The following is a 19,111-nucleotide window of genomic DNA, read 5'->3' as shown; positions in this document are numbered from 1 at the left end:
TCTACAGGCAATCAAAGCATCCGGCTAATAATGTTACGTTTGTCGATGAGTTGATGTTTCGCTACTGCCGCAAGGTGCAGAATTAACATTACTGCTACGCCAGCGCAGGAAGCACGATGTACGTCAAAAAAGAATCCGTTAATCGATGCGTCGTTGATAGGGTTGGGAATGTCGATTAACCAAAAAAATCTGTAACTATGTGTCAGCATTAAAACGCCGCTTAATAACATGACAAAAATTACCAGGTAAAACATTTCATGCGCCAGATGTGCAATATTTTTCTTGGGACGTGAAAGGTCGGCCGGGTAGGGAACTGACGGTCTAAAGAATTTCCATAAATACCTTACAACCGTAAGCGGTATCACGACAGTTCCAATAGACATATTCAATACCGAAAAAAATGAAAAATACGGTGTGTCGATCAAAAAATGTAGCGAGTAACCAGCAATCATTGTATAAATGATCAAGCCCGCAGCAATCCAATGTACCCGTCGCGTAAAGACGTCATAACGATTGTGCTGCTGATTTCTCTGTGAAAAATGATTAATAATCGTTGCCATAAATAACCTTATAAATAGTGTTGTCAGGTGTAAAGAAGAGTTAAAAACGCAAAGTGACTAAAACGCCGTTTCACGCTCACCTAAAAAATTATTTTTTAAAATGGGGAAATGTGATTGATTCGTACAAAAACGTCGAATCGGAGGTGCATCTTGTCACGGTAAAAAATCTCTTTTACCAAAAATAAATTCGCATGCTCTCGATAAAAACCGGGTCACTCAAAGCGCCATCCCGGCAATCACTCGGTATAGCTCAGAATCATTGCGTATACTTAATTTTTCCATTGCACGCAGTTTGTGCGCACTCACCGTTTTGATGCTGAGACTCATGCATTGAGCAATATCAGTGAGACGACTACCTTTGCCCATCAAGCGCAGTACTTCTATTTCTTTAGGACTAATAACAGCAGTTTCAGGATTGCGATACAGCATCGCTTTCAACAAGTGATGCTCAACAAACGTATCGCCTTTGATAACAGCCTGAATTGCTTGCCACAGTACTTCTTCGTTGGCGCTTTTACTGATGTAGCCATTCGCGCCTGCTTCCAATGCCGCGCGGATGATAATTGGCGAATGATGATGCGACACCACAAGTATGTTGGTGCTGTAATTCTTGCGGATATGCTTGATCAAGTTATGACCGTCGAGTGCGTGGAGCGGATGCGGATCGGTACTGTCAGTCTGTAATGAATAATCTAGTAGGAGCAGATCCGGGTTATGCGTCTTCAGCGCCTCCAATAACTCCTTAGGCGATGCCACATCTGCGACCACGTTATAGGATGTTTGTTCAGTAGATGTCTGAGGCGATGCATTTGGAGCTGAAAAATTGCTGATTATGGAGACCAACCCCTTGCGGACTAAAGTGGAATCTTCGACGATAATAATGTTGATAGGCATGAAAAAAGCTCCGTTTATTCAGATTGTCCACAGAACATCTTCACCGTTCCTCAACGTCGATATTTAACGGAGAGTAGTTTGCCATGCGATAAGGATTGGTCCTGACTTGTTGAAACAAAGAATATTCTTATCGACTCTCATTGAAAATAGGGTTTATCCCAAAAATCGCGATATCGATTGCACTGAAAAAAAACTCAACAAACATACCGGTACAAAATCACTGAGTAACGCTGCTATGGATAATTAAGAAAGTATCGCCAGAACTATAAAATCCCTTGTAAAGTCGAATTAATTTTTCCTGACTACTCAAAAAAACGCCCCGTAATCCGAGGCGTTTTTATTAGTATCTGGTCCGGTACCTATTTTGTTCGTTGGCACCGGATAGCTAAAATTCGTTTGTAGATAATGATTTACTTGCTAACCTTCGTCCACGCATCCGACCAGTCACTACCAGTTCCCGGAGCATAATGCTGTGGAGACTGTTTGCACCACAGACCATGAGGAACCGGCTTACATGCATAAACATTGCCATCCTTCGGTTGTAATACCTTGTTACCTGGTTTATACGCTGTGCGATCATTCGGGTACGTAAAGTCATAGTCGACATTTACAGGAGGAATCGGATCAACGACTGGCGGAATTGGATCAACAACCGGTGGAGTCGGGTCAGCTACATCGCCTCCTACCATTTTGAAGTTCGATGTTTTTTGCACCAGCGCGCCCGATTTTGCTTTACCAATAGTCACCAGATCGTAGCTACCGGCTACAGCTTTATCGATATCTATCGTAAAGTGTTCTGAGCCGTCGTTTATATCTGCTTCGCCACGAGCGACTTCTTCTTTTTGCGCGTTGTAGACAATGCTTTGCACCTTACTGGAATCGCCCAGAGCTTTCACGTCAAAATGGAGTGTGACTTTGCCGTTTTCGATTTTGTACGTCGATTTTACGCCGCTGACTTCCATCGAGAAAATAGGATTTGCGCGCTGAATATCAATGATCAGACCTGAAACATTGCTGTCTTTTTGGACGTAAGCAGTGTTTGGGCCATAGGCTGGTTTCACTTCATCATCTTTATTCAATTGGCCTGCTTTGTAACCCAGATTGTCGGCGTTGATTTTGGTGGCTAATTGATGTGGCCATTGGGTACTCTTACCTTCTTCGTCGCTCTGAATGGTGAGTACGGTTTGTTTTGAAACATCCTCCTGACCAGCAACCATCACGCGAGCGGTGATGACCGTGTCCGTTTTTAAATCGGTTTGACTCGGTTGAATTGATCCAATTTCTGACCACTTTGATGGTGCGATCATATCATTCTGAATATCGACATCGACTACTTGATAGAACGTAGCGGAAGTATCTGATGTCTTCCATGTAGCCAGCACCACATGATAGCCGCTATGATCGGTCGGAATATCAACACTATGCGAAGAATTCATGATGCCATTATTCGGTTTGGTGCCGTTATGTATTTGTTGGCCGATTGGCGTTGCTTCAAACGAACTGCGTGACAAAGGCATATTGGGGTTCCAATCTTTTTTAGTGATAAAGAACTGCCAGTAAGCGGTAATATGATCTGCCGTATATTTCCACTTGAACGTATTTTTACCCGCTTTGACCTTGGTTTTATGCCAGCGCGTTGCTGTCTGTTCGTTCAGGTTACCGTATTTGCTGGTGAGGCCGCCTGCTGCAATATCGCCGTCAGCGGGAGCGTTGAACGGGAAAGCCTCGTTGCCGGGTGGCAGAACGCCGAAAGCACCGCCGCCACCGCCGAATTCAACACCTTGTGGTTCGTAGGGAGCGATGCAGTTGGCGTTGACGCCTTGGTAGCAAGACAGCGACCGGCTCATTGGCGATTCGATGTAACCATGTGCTGATGCTTGCTGAGCGACTAGCGAACCAAGTACCAGTGTTAAACCGAGCGATAGTTTACCGATTGTTTTTGTTGATGTGGATGTAGACATATAGGTTAATACCCTTTGTTAGTGTATGTAAAAAATCGTTAGTACTGCATGAATTCTGAATCTCAATAGTGAGTTGATGCTGCGTGCTCAGTGGCACTGCATTCCTACTGTTGATGGGATTCATTTTCCAGTTTTTAACTAACGCACAACACCTGATAAATGCGGGGATTAAATAAGAAAAACGCTTAACCGGTTAAGAATTGTCTGTATTTGAGTTGGGCTTGATGATTCAAGCCGTACGTTTTAGCGTTACTGCTCTACACCAAAGGAAGTGATGATACAAAAAAGGTGCGGACAATGTCGGCACCTTTTGTGGGAAATATGTTCTCCCGCTTAACGCCGCTTATATGGCGTCATTGGCAAGTTTATTTTATTTCAAATTGCGCCTTCACCCAAATCATTCGACCGGGTTCGTTGATGCGTGTGGTTTGGTCATAACCGGGCAATGGCGTGCCACTGCGACTAAGATGTTCGGCGTACACTTTGTTGGTTATATTATCGACGCCGGATGTAATCAATACATCTTTGCGAGGCTTCCAGCCAGCATTAATCGAAAATATGGTGAACCCAGAACTAGCCCCCAAATCTTGTCCCGCGATGTTACCTTTATGAAGATCAAAACGTTTCTGGGAGGCGACTGAGCGCACCATAGAAGCTAGAGACCAGGTGTGATTGTCAAAGGTAAGACCAAATTTACTTTCCAATGGTGGCATTTGTGCCAAGGGTGTCTTGTCGGTCAGGTTATTACCGCGAACCCCGTTAATCGAACCATCGAGTTTCCATAATTGATTGATCGCATACGTTGCGCCGATTTCACCGCCCCACGTCGACGCCTTTATATTACGTGTAATGGAGATGCCGGTCTTTGCTCCCTTATTCACGTTTGACTCAATCAGGATAAAATCATTTACATGGCTATAAAAGGCTGAAGCGGTTAGATTCCATGGGCCTGAATGATATAGGACACCAATATCAAGTTGAGTCGTTTTTTCTGGCCTGGTACCAAAAGCGCTCACACTATCCACACTTTGCTTTGAAATCAACTCCCAATAGTCAGGAAATCGCTCTGCGATTCCAACACCCGCATAAAGCGTCGTTGGACTTCCCGTAAGGTCGTGCTCATAGCGTGTAAAACCACTGCGTAACGTGTCATTTCGGCGTGTGAGATTACCCGAACTGGTGGTCGATTTTCGTTCATCTCTGGCCTGCCAAAAATCTGTGCGCAACCCGGTAATAATGCGGCTATTTTCGCTTTTTCCGAGATGTTGCGTTAGCTCGCCAAACAAACCAATATTCTGAAAACGTGCATCGGGCACCCGTGGACTGTCCTGATACGACACGCTCCCAGGATTCATTCCCATCCCCATGCGTGATGTATGCACATTGCCTTGCATATCAAAACCGGTTACTAGTTGCGTCGTATCACTCAGATTGAGCGTGATGGCGACGCGGCCGCCTTGTGTGGTGCGGTCCGGATTCATTGCCTTCAACATACTACCCGCTGTAGGGGAGCGAAGACTGTAGTTATCCATTACGTGGTCAATGTAATTTCGGTAAATTTGGGCTTCCACTTTTTTGACCATTGGTGACAAGTTACGCTTTTGGAACTTGAGTCCTATAGTCGAGCGAGCGAATCGCGCACCATCCATCCCACGGTCAGCGTAGGCGGCCTGACCGTCACTTTTGGCAATAGATAGCTCCAGCAAGGTATTGTCATCGGGCGTCCACCCAAACGCTGCACGACTACTCCAGCGGGTATAAGACGAATGTACAGGATGTCCTTCGCCATCGCGATAGTCATCGGAATGTGATCGGGTCGCGCCTGCTTCAGCATAAAATCCGGACAGGCTATAACGGGCGGAAGAGACCTCGTCATGACGCCCAAAACTACCCACCATAATACTGGAGTTGAGTTTCAATCCTGGCGCTACACGCTCGGTACTACGTTCGAACAATACAGTTCCTGCAGAACTAGTGGGGCCATAAAGAACCGTTTGCGGTCCTTTAATCAAGGTAATGCGGTCATATTCCGCTGGAAATATATAGGCGGTCGGTGGATCCATGCGACCACCGCAACCACCTAAAATTTGCTGTCCATCCATTGCAATATTCAGCCGTGATCCCGCCATACCACGGAAGACAGGATCACCATCAGTGCCACCTTTGCGCACTACAGAAAATCCCGGAATCGTTTTTAGGTAATCAGCTCCATCATGTGCGGGAACGGGTTGGCGCGGTGCTTTTGGATCGGTAACGACGATGAGCGGTGCCGACATTTGCGGTGCGGTTACAACGACTTCTGGAAGGGGGATAGTCAGGTTTGCAATGATTGCATGATCTATCGATTGGGCGTGAACGTTAGCCATAAAGAGAGCGCCCAAAACTAAGGCAATCGGCGTGAGTTTGAAACAATTCGTCATATTGGGATGAATGGTTGATAAGTGACTCGCGACGATGTCTGCCGGCATTAGCGAAGACGCCGAACCGTCAAGACAAGTATTGCGCACAGTTACTCTGGTTTAAATAGCATTTATCAAAACCGCCCGCTGACAACGCTGAGAGGTTCCTATCCGTTTTATAGATTTGGTACTACACAGTGTGGACACTTTTACCAATTTAAAACACGGGATAAGTACTAGATATGGTTAAGACTTTTCTAATTCTTTAGCAGAAAAATCTTATTGAGGAAGATGGTGGAAACCTCGATAAGAACACAACTTTTAGAGATGAAAATAGGAATGGATGAGAACGAAATACAAATTTTCAATCGCCCTCTGATATCACAAAGTAAAAGTTAATTTAATTATTTTGAAAATTGAATGTCGATTTTATAGAATATTCTTAGATAGATTCCAGAGTATTCGCATTGTTTTTTGTCGCGCAATTTACTATCCTCTTAACTGTTTTTGAAGACAGGATGAAGAGCTTGTAATGAAAAGTTTAAACGAAAAAAATAGCATCAATTTTCTAGAGTTGGCCATCTATAGATGACGATACATTTTTTTCTTCTCGTCAATACAAAAACCACTTTCTGTCTGTTGCTTGGTGCTGCTTGTTAGTGCTTAAGGTTGTTTAAGTAGTGACGAATCAAGAACCATTCGCAAATTTTTATCCTCCCTTGTACACCTGATTTTCACAAAAAATAAGCGTTGAATATTCGAAGGTATTTTCTGGCTTTTTTTTGAAGTAAATGGCGCTCATAAAGGAAGCGTGGTTTTTGGCTGGGATATGGAAATGGTATCTATTCTATGCAGCGAACAGGCAATCAACTTTATAAATACTATCCACATTTGGGATAAATCCCATGTTCCCAATATCGCTTCTCTGTAAAACTGCATCTCATCAACTTAATCAGAGCAAAACGAGTTTGATGTAGAAGCACTCATCCTCATCATCGCTCACCTCAACAGGAGCCTTACAAAATGCGCATCAATCGACTTATCACCGTGTCAGCAATTTTTCTGTTTAGCGTGATGCCGTATGCAATGGGATCGAACGTCGCTGTTGGCTTGCAGCATGATGATACAAAACAGCTGGGGAATTTTGGAGCACTGAAAAAAAGCGATAGCAAGCGCGCAATCGGTTTGCAGGCTTCAGCCCAGTATGGACTACTTGAAAAAAGTCGGAATAGATTGTCGGTTCAATCGATCCCATCCGTTGGTGATCAAGCTATAAATAATAATCTATGGAATAGCTTACCAATGGAAAAATCATTTAAGCGAGTTGAAGGTTTGGGTGAGCGTCATGTTACGGTTTTTTCAGATCCTAACTGCAGCTATTGCAAACGTTTGGAAGCAGAACTGGCAAAGCTCCACAACGTGACCGTACATACATTTATTTTTCCTTTTTTGTCTGAAAATTCAAGAGAAAAGGGAAACAATATTTTATGCGCAAAAAATCCTTCTGCCGTTTGGGGGGAATGGATGTTGCATGGCAAGGCGCCTGTAAAAAATCCCCTTTGCGCTTCAACATTACAAGAACTTCTCGATGTCGGGCGGCGTTTCGATATTCGTGGAACGCCAGTTCTGATTTTCCCCGATGGCTCCCGCATTAGTGGTTTTATTTCTGCCGAAACGATTGAAAAAAAATTAGAGCAAGTAATGAAAAAAATATAGATGTTATCAAATCACCTCAAAATCAGACGTAAGTTGTGGCGTATTCGTCGATTTCAGTAACGAAGTCAGCGGTCAGCTAAGTAACTATATAAATCAGTAATGAAGTCCGTAGCGGCGCAACAGCCCCAACTCTAACCAAGGAAATACAAATGATGAACCCAAAATCCCAATCTGAACGTGGCTTTACGTTACTCGAATTACTGGTGGTTCTATTGATTACCGCGTTGTTAGCTGGGTATGTCGGGCCAAAGTTATTTGGAAAAATCGAACAAGCTAAAGAAAGTGCAGCAGCGGCACAAATGAAAACGCTTGCCGATGTACTTGGTCAGTACCGGCTTGATACGGGCATCTACCCAACTGAAGAGCAAGGATTAGAAGCCTTGATAGAACAGCCAGCTGGTGAAAATAATTGGAAGTGGCCGTATTTAAATAGTGGTTTGCCGAAGGATCCATGGGAAAACGCATACGTCTGGCATAACCCAGCGCGTGATGCCGATGCTACGCATGAAGTTGAAATTTTGTCTTTGGGCGCTGATGGACAGCTGGGTGGCTCAGGAAAAAATAAAGATATTACGAGGGGATTTTGAGTTATGAAAATATCTTTGATTGCGGTCACTATGTGTCTGGCGGTTTCAACTTCGTCGCAAGCTGCATGTTGGGACGAAGCTGGCGCTCGCTACAACATTGACCCAATATTGCTTCAGGCTATGGCGCATGTGGAGTCGGGTATGAATGCTGCTGCTCGTAACTATAACAATGATGGCTCCTATGACGTAGGCTTAATGCAAATTAATAAGTTGCATTTCCCGCGACTTGCTACATTCGGTATTACCGAAAAACGTTTGATCGCGGAGCCTTGTACTTCGGTGATGGTGGGTGCGTGGATTTTGGCAGAATTTGTTCAACGCGTTGGCTATAACTGGACTGCAGTTGGGGCTTATAACGCTGGAACAAGCATACATCGAAAACATGCGCGCAACCGATATATCAAGAAAGTAGCTGGACAATATCGAGCGTTAAAAATGCAGACAAAAAAACGAACTCACGTTGCCAAGGTTCTTTCAGGAAAATCCACCCGCTCGTTTGTGCAGCTTAATACGGCTACGCAATGAAGCAGTTCGACGTACTCGTCATGCGTGGCGGCAATGCAGAGCATCAATTAATACAGGCCAAAGATGCCAATGATGCCAGCAATCAATGTGCAAAACAGGGACATGTCTTGCGCGTTAAGGAAGTCCGACTACGCGCAAAACGTCGCACTAAATTTCTACTTGGTCTGTTTATTCAGGAACTGATCGCGCTTCTTGACGCGGGCCTGGCATTAGTTGAAGCAATCGAAGCTTTGGCAGAGAAGTCGGCAAATGAAGAGCATAAGGAAGTACTAGATGGACTGTTAACGTATTTATATCGGGGGCAGCCACTTTCACAGGCGATGGAGCAACAGAGCGAGATTTTCCCAACATTACTAATTGCCAGTGTTGCGTCGTCCGAGCATAGCGGTCAATTACCACAGGCGTTGCGTCGATTTCATCATTACGAAGTACAGATTGCTGCTTTGAAAAAGAAAGTCTGGAGCGCGCTGATGTATCCGCTCATCGTGGTATCGGTCGGTGCATTGATTTTAGGATTTTTGGTCGTGTTCGTCATACCGAGATTTGCCACCGTCTTCAGTGGCATGAAGGATCTCAATGGCACGGCACAATTGATGGTGTGGTGGGCTGGAATGGTCACCGAGCACGGGGGAGAACTTCTTCTCACCCTTGTTGCCAGCGTTATCGCCGGCGTATTAGCTTTGCGCACGAAAACAGTGAAGGCTGGACTATGGAAAATGGTCTGGAGCGTTAATCGTCTTAACGAACAACGTGTGTTGTTTGTTCTGGCGCGTTTCTATCGGACATTCGGTTTGTTATTACTCGGTGGCATGCAAGTAGTTGATGCATTGACGTTGACCGGAAAGTTACTTCCTGCAGACCGTCAGTCTGATTTGCAACAAGTTCTTCAACACGTTCAAGAAGGGCGCGGAGTTGCCGGTGCATTGGTAGACGCCAATTTGACGACTCCTGTTGCGGCCCGTTTGCTACGCGTCGGCGAAAAAAGTGGCGACCTGGCTGGTATGTGTGAACGTATTGCACAGTTCCACGACGAAGCGCTGGCCCGCGCCATAGAGTTGTTTAGCAAAGTATTTGAACCGATTTTGATGCTCATTGTGGGCGGCTTGATCGGGACCATCGTCTTTTTATTGTATATGCCGATCTTTGAGTTGGCGGGAAGCGTTTCATGACCAACAATATGACTGAGAATATGATCGATAACATTATCGATAACATGACCAATAACCTTGGCAAGGATATCGATATGCCGGCCTGGCTATCTGCTTCTATGGCAGAACATGGTGACGCCGCCATCGAACACATGCTAAATACACAGCCAGAGCGAATCGACGAGATCGCCGCTCTTATTGGGTTGCGCTCAATCTCGAGCGATATCGTGCTGGCTGCTGATTGTGATTTCGATATCATGCCATTGGCGGTTGTATTGGATAAGCAGATTTTGCCTATTCGTGTCGATGGACTTTTGTATCTGGTGATGGGACGCCCTGGTTCCATCTCCGCTCGAAATTGGGGACAGCACTGGATCCAACTCTTGGGTCAACAACACACTGCTGTGTTAGCGGTCACCATACCAGATGCAGTAAAACAACGGCTAAAGATGGTAGAGGCGCAGGAACGCGCGATAGACCAGTTTCAACAGGAGCAATCTGAGCGTCAGACTGATGACGTAACCGAAATTTCATTAAGCACTATTTCACAGGACCAAAGCCCGGTCGTAAAGCTACTCAACTCAACACTTTTCGACGCGCTGCAATCACGCGCAAGTGATATTCACCTGGAAAGTATTGATGATGGCCTTGTGGTGAAATATCGTATTGATGGTGTATTGCAAGCGATTACGCAAGTGCAGGGAAGCGATTTTGCAGAACAGACGATTTCGCGTATCAAGGTGCTGGGTGGGATGGATATCGGCGAACGTAGAATTCCTCAGGACGGTCGTTTCAAGGTATGCATACAGTCTCGGAATATTGATTTCCGTGTATCGGTGATGCCAAGTATTCATGGCGAAGATGCCGTATTACGCGTATTGGATAAATCCAGTCAGAATCAGGCCATCAAACTTGAGACGCTTGGCTTTGATATCCATACCTTGGATCGCATTCGTAGTCTGGTGAAAATTCCACACGGTATGGTGTTAGTAACCGGTCCTACCGGTAGCGGAAAATCGACTACATTGTATGCCACGCTTTCGGAACTCAATAGCGGCGAAGAGAAGCTCATTACGATTGAGGATCCGGTTGAGTACCAATTACAAGGCGTGTTGCAAATTCCTGTGAACGACAAGAAGGGACTAACGTTTGCGAAAGGTCTTCGTTCAATCTTGCGGCATGATCCCGACATTATTTTAGTCGGTGAAATACGCGATACGGAAACTGCGGGTATCGCTGTACAGGCAGCACTAACAGGACATTTAGTGCTGTCTTCAGTCCACGCCAATGGTGTTTTTAGTGTGCTTGAACGTTTTCTTTATATGGGCGTTGAGCCAGCGAGCTTGCTTGAGGCGTTGAACGGTGTCGTAGCGCAGCGCTTGGTCCGACGTAATTGCCCGACATGTTCTCATCCGGTTTCCGACACTGAGCGTCAGGAGATAGAAAAATTGAATCCGGATCGCTTTCCAAATGGAACTGATACCGCACATTTTATGGCTGGTGCGGGATGTGATGCATGTCGTTTTACCGGCTTTCATGGCCGTATCGCATTGGCGGAAATTCTACGTTGCAGCGAGAGTTTTAAGGATGCCGTGATGCAAAAAGTCCCGATGCGAGCACTGAAGGCTATCGCCAAATCAGAGGGATTTGTTTCAATGAGCGACGTGGCGATAGCCGCTGTAATCGAAGGAAAAACGACATTATCGGAGGTGCAACGTGTCATTGCGATGGAATAAATATATTGCCGTAATCGGCGCAGAAGTCGCTATACGTCTATCAGATAATCCAATAGCGCAAACGCATAAACTTGCGTTGTCGTCTTCCAGCAATTCTGAAGAGTGTTGTGCGACCTTTGATACGTTGATTGCTACTTTACCACGTAGTAAATTACCAATGCTCGACGTGATCGAGATAGCGCTTAGTTATCCTTATGTGAACCATATGATTTTGCCATGGCAAGATGAAATTATCTCTCCTGCAGATCGTCTCGCATATGCGGAGTCAATGTTAGAGCAACATTACGGCATCATTCGCTCCGATTGGTATTGCGAGATATCACAGGAAAAGTTCGGCTGTCCTGCAATTGCCAGCGCTATTCGTCGCGACATCGTGGACGAAATTATCGTCGTTTGTAAACAGCAAAAAATAAGGCTACAGCGTATACAAACATTGTTGTCCGACACTATCAACCGTCATCCTGGCGTGTTGCATACAGACGCAGTATTTGTTGTGCGTCAATCGGAGAGCTATGAATTTGCGTTCAGGCAAGATGGCATTTGGCGCAATGCCTTCACTTTGCCGGGAGTAGGCCAGGAACCTGCACTTTGCATCTTGTCGGCTTCCATATTGGCAAACTTTTTTCCTGAGAATGTCTACTCAAGTGATTATACGGTGACTTCAGAATTGCCAGTGATTGCACCCACACGTGCAGTTACGCACTCATCTCAAATTGAAGTAATCGTATCGCAGGAGAGCACGCATGCGTCTATTTAAACGAAATGCGGTTCCTGTCATCGCCACTGATCGCTTCCGTCCTGTATTCATCGTTGTCGCCTTGATTATTGCCTTTACGGCTGGATATCTGCTGCTGCAAGACGTTGGGGAGTTGAGACTACAAACCGCGAAGCTAAATATTGAAGATACACGTCTGGCGGCTTTGCAGCGCAGCGCTGATAAGGAAAAAAAAGCCATCAAATTAGAGTTGGCAAAAAAAATGCCACAGGGCGCCTCGCCACCTGAACCTGCGATCGCTGTGCTTACACGACTCGAGGCAGCATGGACAGATGATATCAGTCTGTTACGTGTGGAAACGGATCTGACCAAAGGCAGTATGCAATTGCATATTAATGCTAAGTCACGCGAGGGGTTATTCAGTTTTGTGGAGCGTCTCAAGCAACAATTTGGGAATAACGTTTTTTTACAGCGACACGGACAAAATGCGTCGAATGATCAGGATTGGCTATTGGATGCAAGTGTGGCATTGGGGTGGAAATGAATATCCAAACAATACGGATAAATAAAATGTTGATGCGCTTTCAATGGGAGTGGTATCGCATCGCTGGGGCCATTGGATTGCCTGGTTTGATTGCTTGTGCATTATTGGTCGTCTGGCTTGTTATGCATGCGGCCTTCCTGTTGCCATCGATCAGTCGTGTAAATGATGCATTGACCAAAAATACTGCGCTTCAGGCGGCCCGTGCAAAAGAAATAAAAAGTAATTTGCTCGTTACTTCACAGCCAACAACCAATTTTTTAGTCAGAGAAGAAGATATTTTGGAACTCGCGAGAAAATTTAAATTGGATGCGCCGGAGGTGAAGTATCAGCAGATGCAGCGCGGAAAAGATGTCCAGCGAGAAGGGCGTATTTTGATCAACCTGCCGACAGTCGGGAGTTACCCGCAATTCAGAGAAATGATGGAAGAGTTATCTACGATGCCAAGTGGCCGAGTTGAAACATTTTCTTTGACCAGAAAAATGCCGTCGGACGAGATGCTTGCAATCGACATGCGATTGTCTGTCGCTAAGGATGTCGCTCTGGAAGCAAGTAAATCTAAGGAAGTGGCAAAGAACGCCCTTTCAGGGAGGCCCAAATGAAGATTCCCTTCTATTTACGCATAGTTCTGCCGCTTACTATCGCCGCTTGTGGTTACGCGATGTGGACTGATTCGACAACAGACGAATCCACAGCTGTTCGCGCTCATTCCGTCAAAGTTAGCCAAGTGCATTCGGTCGAAAAGAAGCAAACAGCACCACAACTGGCCGTGGTAGCGAAGCGGAATTTGTTTCCTTATCAAGGTAGACCTTTAATCGCCCCTGCCATCTCGCCCGTTTCGGATAAAGCGGCAAGCTTGGGTACAAAAAACGAGGCGCTGGCGCCGGTACCGGTACGCGCTCCTCCTTTTCCATTTCGAGTTAGCGGCATATGGGTCGACGGCCCCCAACGCAAGATCATTCTTACCAAAGGCGATCAAACCATCATTCTTTGTCGTGGTTGCGATAAGTTGGCAAGTCCGGCTATTGGCGATGTAATTGACGGTAATTACCGCCTCGAAAAAATTGAAAACGAACGCATCACTTTTACTTATTTACCGTTGAAGCTTGAACAAATAGTCGATCTCGACAAAGCCCTAAGCGGAACAGGAAATTAATTATGTCAAATTTAAAATGCCGTATGGCAAAAAGTTTTTTGATGGTGGCGGTTGCGTCGATAGTAACGGGATGTGCTGTGCCTCGCGCCGTTCAAACGACCCAAGAGCTGTCAAATCAAGGTCATTTGGAAGAAGCAATCGATGTTTTGCAAAAGGCAAAAAAAGAAAATCCTGAGGACATGCGTCTTGATAGTGCCATGTTTAAACAGGTCGATAAACTAGTCGGACGTTATTATCAAGAAGGAGAGCGCGCACTTGCAGCGGATGATGAAAAGACCGCGCTTGAGCGCTTTGAGACAGTCCTGAAATACGATACCGGAAATATGCGGGCACGTCAGGCTATCGACCAGATTGGCAGCCGTAAACATTTAAAAGAATCTCTGATTGAAGCGCGCCTTATTGCAGAAAGCCGCCCAGATGATGCACTTCAGCTAATCTGGAAAGTATTGGAAGAGAATCCTGCATTGCCCGATGCAATCAAATTACGCGATACTTTGATGCGCCGTGTTGCAGAATCTAAAACGCTATCCCCAGCGCTAGGTACTTCGCTACAGAAGCCTATATCGTTGACATTCCGTTCGCATAACCTAATTAGTATTTTCGATACTATTTCTAAGCTTGCCGGGGTTAACTTTATCTTTGACGCCGACGTATCGAAGTCTGCAACCGCCAGCATTTCGGCTAAGAAAACGACAGCGGAAGATGCTATCAATTTATTACTTGCGACCAATCGATTGCGGAAAAAGGTGTTGAATCACAACACGTTACTGATTTATCCAGCTAGCGCCAGCAAGGACAAGGAATATAGGGACATGGCAGTAAAGACCTTCTTTCTGAGTCATGCGAATGCAAAATCGGTTAGTAGCGCGTTGAAAATGACCTTAAAAACCAGAGACATTTATATCGATGAGCGGATCAACGCCATTGTTGTTCGTGACGCTCCAGAAACCCTGGAACTCGCGAGTCGCTTAGTGCAGGCGCTTGATCGCCCAGAGGCTGAAGTCACCTTAGATGTGCAGGTACTTGAAATTAGCAGCAATGATTTGCTCAATCTGGGTGTTCAATATCCAGGGTCGATTGGTGTCGGAATTAACGGCGGTGTTGATGGAAGTACCAATATTCCATTGAATGTGTTGTCGAGCTTGACCAAAAATAATCTGTTTGTCGATCTAGGTGGAAAAAAGGGCTTGACACTAAACATGTTGCAGAAAGCGACACATATGCAAGTGTTAGCGAATCCTAAAATTCGGGTCAAAAATGGTAAGAAAGCACAAATTGAGATTGGTCAGAAAATCCCAGTCATCACCAACCTGATGACAGACTCTGGCGCGACCTCAGAAAAAGTCGAAATGTTGGATGTCGGTCTTAAATTTGACGTCTTGCCGACGATCAGTCTTGATGGCGAGATTAGTGTCGATATTGACTTGACGGTATCAAGCCTGGGCGCTTCAGAAGTCTCCCCAAAAGGCGCAAAGTATTATCGAATAAATCAGCGTAAGACAAAGACGACGTTAACCGCCAAAGATAATGAAACACAAATTCTGGCCGGGTTAATAAATCGTATAGGCGAAGATAATAAATCCGGTTTGCCCGGCCTTAGTCAACTCCCGTTACTTGACCGTCTGTTTGGCAGCCGTGAAGGTAATAATTCAAAATCAGAACTGGTGTTGGTCATTACGCCACGCATCGAACGTAAACTTGAATTGCCAGGAGCACATGTAACTACCTTCATTTCTGGTACTGAATCACGTGTAAGCCAGGATAGTCTGATATTGCGCAATACGGAAGGCGCGCGTTTGACGGCTGGTGGTGGTACCGCTTCGGTTTCAACACCACAGGTCGAGGAGCAGACTCGCCGAGAGGAAAAAGAGACTGAGGAGCTACCCGATCTTGAGTTGCCAATTGATCAAGGAGTTCCGGTTGATAAGGGAGTGCCCGCTTCAGTGCCGCCGCCTTTGAGGCCAAATACAGTCGGGTATTCCCAGCCAGCTGCAAATCCTCAATCCTTAGCTAAAGCGACTGTGGCAGGCATGTCTTCCTACTTGGCGAATAGAGAATTGAAGCCGGATTTAACATGACGGTTAGGTTAAGGCGTGTGAAGAATGGTGCTGGCGCTACCGTAGAAATTACTAAATCGAACGGCTTCACATTGATAGAACTCATGGTGTCGCTCGCAATACTCGCATCTCTAGCAGCAGCGTTATTGCCAATGACAGAGCTAATGGCGCGGCGTAGCCAAGAGCAAACTCTCAAGGACGGATTACGTAAAATTCGCAGTGCTATCGACGCCTACAAACAGGCATCAGATGACGGTGATATAGCAAAAGTAGTAGGTGCTACCGGTTACCCACCAGATTTGGAAGTGCTCCAGACCGGAGTCGCAGATAAAAAAAATATTAACGGTGGAAAGCGATATTTTTTGCGAAGATTGCCACGTGATCCTACCTGCAATTGTCCTGATACGTCGGCAGCTGAAACCTGGCAACTACGTAGTTACGATAGTGCTTTCGATGCGCCGCAAGCCGGCGCCGATGTCTTCGATGTGTCGTCAATGAATACAAAAGAGGGTCTCAATGGCATTCCGTATAACCAATGGTAAAAAAGGATTTACCTTAATAGAGTTATTAGTGGTGATGGCGATTATTGCCACGCTGATGACGTTAGTAGCGCCGAAATATTTCAAACAAACTGAGCGTGCCAAAGAGGTGGTACTGCAACATAACATTCGCGGTCTGCGCGAAGCAATTGACAACTATCGTCAAGATCTCACTGCAGGGCCTCAGGCGCTCGAAGATCTGGTCAGTCGGCGTTATTTAAAAGAGGTCCCGCTTGACCCTGTTACAGGACGCCGTGATACCTGGTTGACTGAACTGAACGAAGACTCAGAAATTCAGGAGGTTCGTAGTGGTGCGCCAGGTACCTCCCTCGGAGGAGGGGCCTATGCGGAATGGTAAACAACCGGGATTTGCCTATCTCTCGGTGCTCATCATTGTGGCCGTTATGAGCATCATGGCACTAAAACTGTCGGGTGATTTGTCAGTGCGTTTGATGAGAGAGAAAGAGGCAGATTTGCTATTCAACGGAGATCAGATCGCCCAAGCGATTAAGAGTTACTACGAAAGTGGACCAGTGCGTGGTTGCTATCCGCCAAATCTGGATGTATTGCTTGAAGATCGTCGGGATTTGCGGGTAATGCGACATTTGCGGAAAATGTTTCCTGATCCGATGCACATGCGCACAGAGGGACAATCCAGTAGCCAGGATGATATTGAAACAATTGGCAATGGTGGATGGGGTTTAATCATGAACGAAAGCGACCATATCATGGGCGTCTTTAGTAAAAGCCAAATGGAGCCGTTCAAACAAAATGGTTTTTCTAAAGGTCGTAAGGATTTTGATGGAAAATCTCAGTATTCCGATTGGAAGTTTACTGCAAGGGGAAGCGCTGTAGCGCCAGCGTCACCGGCGGTTTGCAAGCAATAGATGGGACAAATGAGTGGAATTAGTCTAGACGTAATGTAGATCGCAAGTCCGGCTTTTTGAGGAGAATATTCATTAGTATTTGCATGTTTAATTAATTTTTTTGTATGTGTTATGCGTTTTGTTTCTCTTGTGTAACTACGCGCTATAATCTGCTTGGATAGTTGGCGACATTATTGCCGATATGATGAAGTGCGAAAGTGACACATTTCACGGGATAAGCGCATGCATGTTCGACAAGTAAAATTGGTGTTAGCAGACGATCACCCAGTCGTTTTGTTGGGAGTGCAGTCACTTTTGCAAGGTCTCTCAAACGTGAATCTGGTTGGTACCGCCGCTAATTCGACTGAATTATTTGCGATACTCAACAGCCAACAAGTCGATATGGTATTGACTGATTACGCGATGCCTGGCGGCGCTTTCGGTGACGGTATGGAAATGCTGAGTCGTCTAAAAAGTCGCTTTCCCAAGGTTACCTTAATCGTCTTGACGGTGTTGACCAATCCAGCGTTGCTGAGCAAGATTGTGCAGCTTGGCGTGCACGGTCTGCTCAACAAAAGTAGCGATCTGAACGAAATACCGTTAGCGATTAAACGTGTGGGCAACGGCTATAAATATTTAAGCCGCAGTCTCACTGCGAGTCTTGCCGAACAAAGCACTCGTCCCGAAGTTGATAAAATCGCCTTGCTCTCAAAAAAAGAACTGGAAGTTCTCCGCATGTTTTTGGGCGGTATGTCGGTCCAGGCAATTGCCGATCATTTTCGACGCAGCAGCAAAACCATCAGCAATCAGAAACGAACGGGTATGCAGAAGCTGGCCTGCGCTAACGACGCTGAACTTTTTCAGCTCAATTCTCAAGTTGGACTGACAAATATCTCACCTCCTGAACAAGAGAATCCAAAATAAATTATCGCGACTGCAATGCGAGGGGCTTAGGACAAGCAATCATTGCTGTTAAGTCACCGTGGTGCGGCGTCTTCGAAGTCTATTGACATATTTTGCGACGTTGGCCTTGTGCGCTTGAACGCCTAACAAGTAAGCCGTGACCATGCCTACGCAAACGATGTGCAGGCGCATCAATACCATTTGGCAATTTTTAGATGGTAGCCAAGTCGCGTATGCGATAAATTTCCCTCAAAACGCTCGTCAATTAAGTTGTTGAGGTTCTGCACCTTAACACTTTAGAAAAATAGAAAAATCTATATAAATATTAGATTTTTCTTAGGCGCTGAAAATAACAATTCCAAGATATATCTCAGATGGATACTCTATCCGACATCTTATATTTTTATGATTATTATGGGGACATAAAGATCACTGTCATTAATTTTTATTAGTAAGGGCTAGATATTATTTTAATCAAACTAGGCATGACCTTAATTAGAATTAAGTACAAATATTTAATACAGATTTTTCTTATCGATGCAACCCTTTAGAGCTAAGAATTATCTTTGTAATTTTATTAATAGTTATGTAATAAATAAATAATTATTTTCTTCATTACATTTTTTCATTGATGTAAAGATTAATGGTGTTTGCGATCAATATAGAAATAAATTAAAATCTATCTTTATAAAAGGTAACAATAGTATTCATATCACTTCTACAATTTTTAAAATAATTAATTTTACCAATAATGAATAAATCAATTTTATAAAGTATCGATTGATTGTTGTAATAATACATATATTTA

At 45.1% G+C, this 19,111-nt stretch carries 18 protein-coding genes; 14 read left to right on the top strand and 4 right to left on the bottom strand.

Going from position 1 to position 19,111, the window contains the following annotated elements; all coding sequences use genetic code 11:
- Positions 1 to 11 precede the first annotated feature (11 nt).
- The 4 genes from ACXX82_RS23815 to ACXX82_RS23800 form a co-directional block, all read right to left on the bottom strand.
- Positions 12 to 560: a cytochrome b gene (locus tag ACXX82_RS23815; protein WP_458563842.1), complete on the bottom strand. Its 549-nt coding sequence runs from the start codon at positions 558 to 560 to the stop codon at positions 12 to 14.
- Between the two features lie 216 nt (positions 561 to 776).
- Positions 777 to 1,454 carry a response regulator gene (locus tag ACXX82_RS23810; protein WP_323506997.1) on the bottom strand — a complete coding sequence of 226 codons (678 nt, stop codon included), beginning with the start codon at positions 1,452 to 1,454 and terminating at the stop codon, positions 777 to 779.
- Positions 1,455 to 1,864: 410 nt separating this feature from the next.
- Complete coding sequence (locus ACXX82_RS23805) at positions 1,865 to 3,415, bottom strand: lytic polysaccharide monooxygenase (RefSeq protein ID WP_458563841.1); 1,551 nt, start codon at positions 3,413 to 3,415, stop codon at positions 1,865 to 1,867.
- A gap of 365 nt (positions 3,416 to 3,780) precedes the next feature.
- Positions 3,781 to 5,781 carry a TonB-dependent copper receptor gene (locus tag ACXX82_RS23800; protein WP_322239022.1) on the bottom strand — a complete coding sequence of 667 codons (2,001 nt, stop codon included), beginning with the start codon at positions 5,779 to 5,781 and terminating at the stop codon, positions 3,781 to 3,783.
- Between the two features lie 1,056 nt (positions 5,782 to 6,837).
- Here ACXX82_RS23800 and ACXX82_RS23795 point away from each other — a divergent pair.
- The 14 genes from ACXX82_RS23795 to ACXX82_RS23730 all read left to right on the top strand — a co-directional run bounded on the left by ACXX82_RS23795 (position 6,838) and on the right by ACXX82_RS23730 (position 18,324).
- A complete protein-coding gene (locus tag ACXX82_RS23795; protein WP_322239020.1) occupies positions 6,838 to 7,530 on the top strand; it encodes a DsbC family protein in 693 nt (230 codons plus the stop codon).
- A 152-nt stretch (positions 7,531 to 7,682) separates the two neighbouring features.
- Entirely contained in the window at positions 7,683 to 8,117 is a 435-nt protein-coding gene (gene gspG / locus ACXX82_RS23790) for a type II secretion system major pseudopilin GspG (RefSeq protein ID WP_458564050.1), read from the top strand.
- Positions 8,118 to 8,120: 3 nt separating this feature from the next.
- On the top strand, positions 8,121 to 8,642 hold the full coding sequence (locus ACXX82_RS23785; RefSeq protein ID WP_322239018.1) for a transglycosylase SLT domain-containing protein: 522 nt from the start codon (positions 8,121 to 8,123) through the stop codon (positions 8,640 to 8,642).
- On the top strand, positions 8,639 to 9,811 hold the full coding sequence (locus ACXX82_RS23780; RefSeq protein WP_323507716.1) for a type II secretion system F family protein: 1,173 nt from the start codon (positions 8,639 to 8,641) through the stop codon (positions 9,809 to 9,811). The genes ACXX82_RS23785 and ACXX82_RS23780 overlap by 4 nt, the downstream gene beginning before the upstream one ends.
- Entirely contained in the window at positions 9,808 to 11,526 is a 1,719-nt protein-coding gene (locus ACXX82_RS23775) for a GspE/PulE family protein (RefSeq protein ID WP_458563840.1), read from the top strand. The genes ACXX82_RS23780 and ACXX82_RS23775 overlap by 4 nt, the downstream gene beginning before the upstream one ends.
- On the top strand, positions 11,507 to 12,283 hold the full coding sequence (locus tag ACXX82_RS23770; protein WP_322239012.1) for a hypothetical protein: 777 nt from the start codon (positions 11,507 to 11,509) through the stop codon (positions 12,281 to 12,283). The genes ACXX82_RS23775 and ACXX82_RS23770 overlap by 20 nt, the downstream gene beginning before the upstream one ends.
- Positions 12,270 to 12,785 carry a hypothetical protein gene (locus ACXX82_RS23765; protein ID WP_322239010.1) on the top strand — a complete coding sequence of 172 codons (516 nt, stop codon included), beginning with the start codon at positions 12,270 to 12,272 and terminating at the stop codon, positions 12,783 to 12,785. Before ACXX82_RS23770 ends, ACXX82_RS23765 begins: the two co-directional genes overlap by 14 nt.
- Positions 12,782 to 13,384 (top strand): hypothetical protein, encoded by a 603-nt coding sequence (locus tag ACXX82_RS23760; protein WP_458563839.1) that lies wholly within the window; start codon positions 12,782 to 12,784, stop codon positions 13,382 to 13,384. Before ACXX82_RS23765 ends, ACXX82_RS23760 begins: the two co-directional genes overlap by 4 nt.
- Positions 13,381 to 13,938 (top strand): hypothetical protein, encoded by a 558-nt coding sequence (locus ACXX82_RS23755; RefSeq protein ID WP_458563838.1) that lies wholly within the window; start codon positions 13,381 to 13,383, stop codon positions 13,936 to 13,938. Before ACXX82_RS23760 ends, ACXX82_RS23755 begins: the two co-directional genes overlap by 4 nt.
- Positions 13,939 to 13,940: 2 nt before the next feature.
- Entirely contained in the window at positions 13,941 to 16,016 is a 2,076-nt protein-coding gene (locus tag ACXX82_RS23750) for a secretin GspD/PilQ domain-containing protein (RefSeq protein WP_322239005.1), read from the top strand.
- A complete protein-coding gene (locus tag ACXX82_RS23745) occupies positions 16,013 to 16,537 on the top strand; it encodes a type II secretion system protein (RefSeq protein ID WP_323507720.1) in 525 nt (174 codons plus the stop codon). Before ACXX82_RS23750 ends, ACXX82_RS23745 begins: the two co-directional genes overlap by 4 nt.
- Positions 16,512 to 16,892, top strand: coding sequence for a type II secretion system protein (locus tag ACXX82_RS23740; RefSeq protein WP_322239001.1), 381 nt, complete (start codon positions 16,512 to 16,514; stop codon positions 16,890 to 16,892). Before ACXX82_RS23745 ends, ACXX82_RS23740 begins: the two co-directional genes overlap by 26 nt.
- The gene (locus ACXX82_RS23735; RefSeq protein WP_322238999.1) at positions 16,879 to 17,421 is read left to right on the top strand and encodes a type II secretion system protein; all 543 of its coding nucleotides are present in this window, start codon (positions 16,879 to 16,881) and stop codon (positions 17,419 to 17,421) included. Before ACXX82_RS23740 ends, ACXX82_RS23735 begins: the two co-directional genes overlap by 14 nt.
- A 222-nt stretch (positions 17,422 to 17,643) precedes the next feature.
- Positions 17,644 to 18,324, top strand: coding sequence for a response regulator (locus tag ACXX82_RS23730; RefSeq protein WP_322238997.1), 681 nt, complete (start codon positions 17,644 to 17,646; stop codon positions 18,322 to 18,324).
- Positions 18,325 to 19,111: the final 787 nt, after the last annotated feature.

Source organism: Glaciimonas sp. GNP009 (genome assembly GCF_054343755.1).
This window is presented reverse-complemented; position numbering and strand designations above follow the sequence as displayed.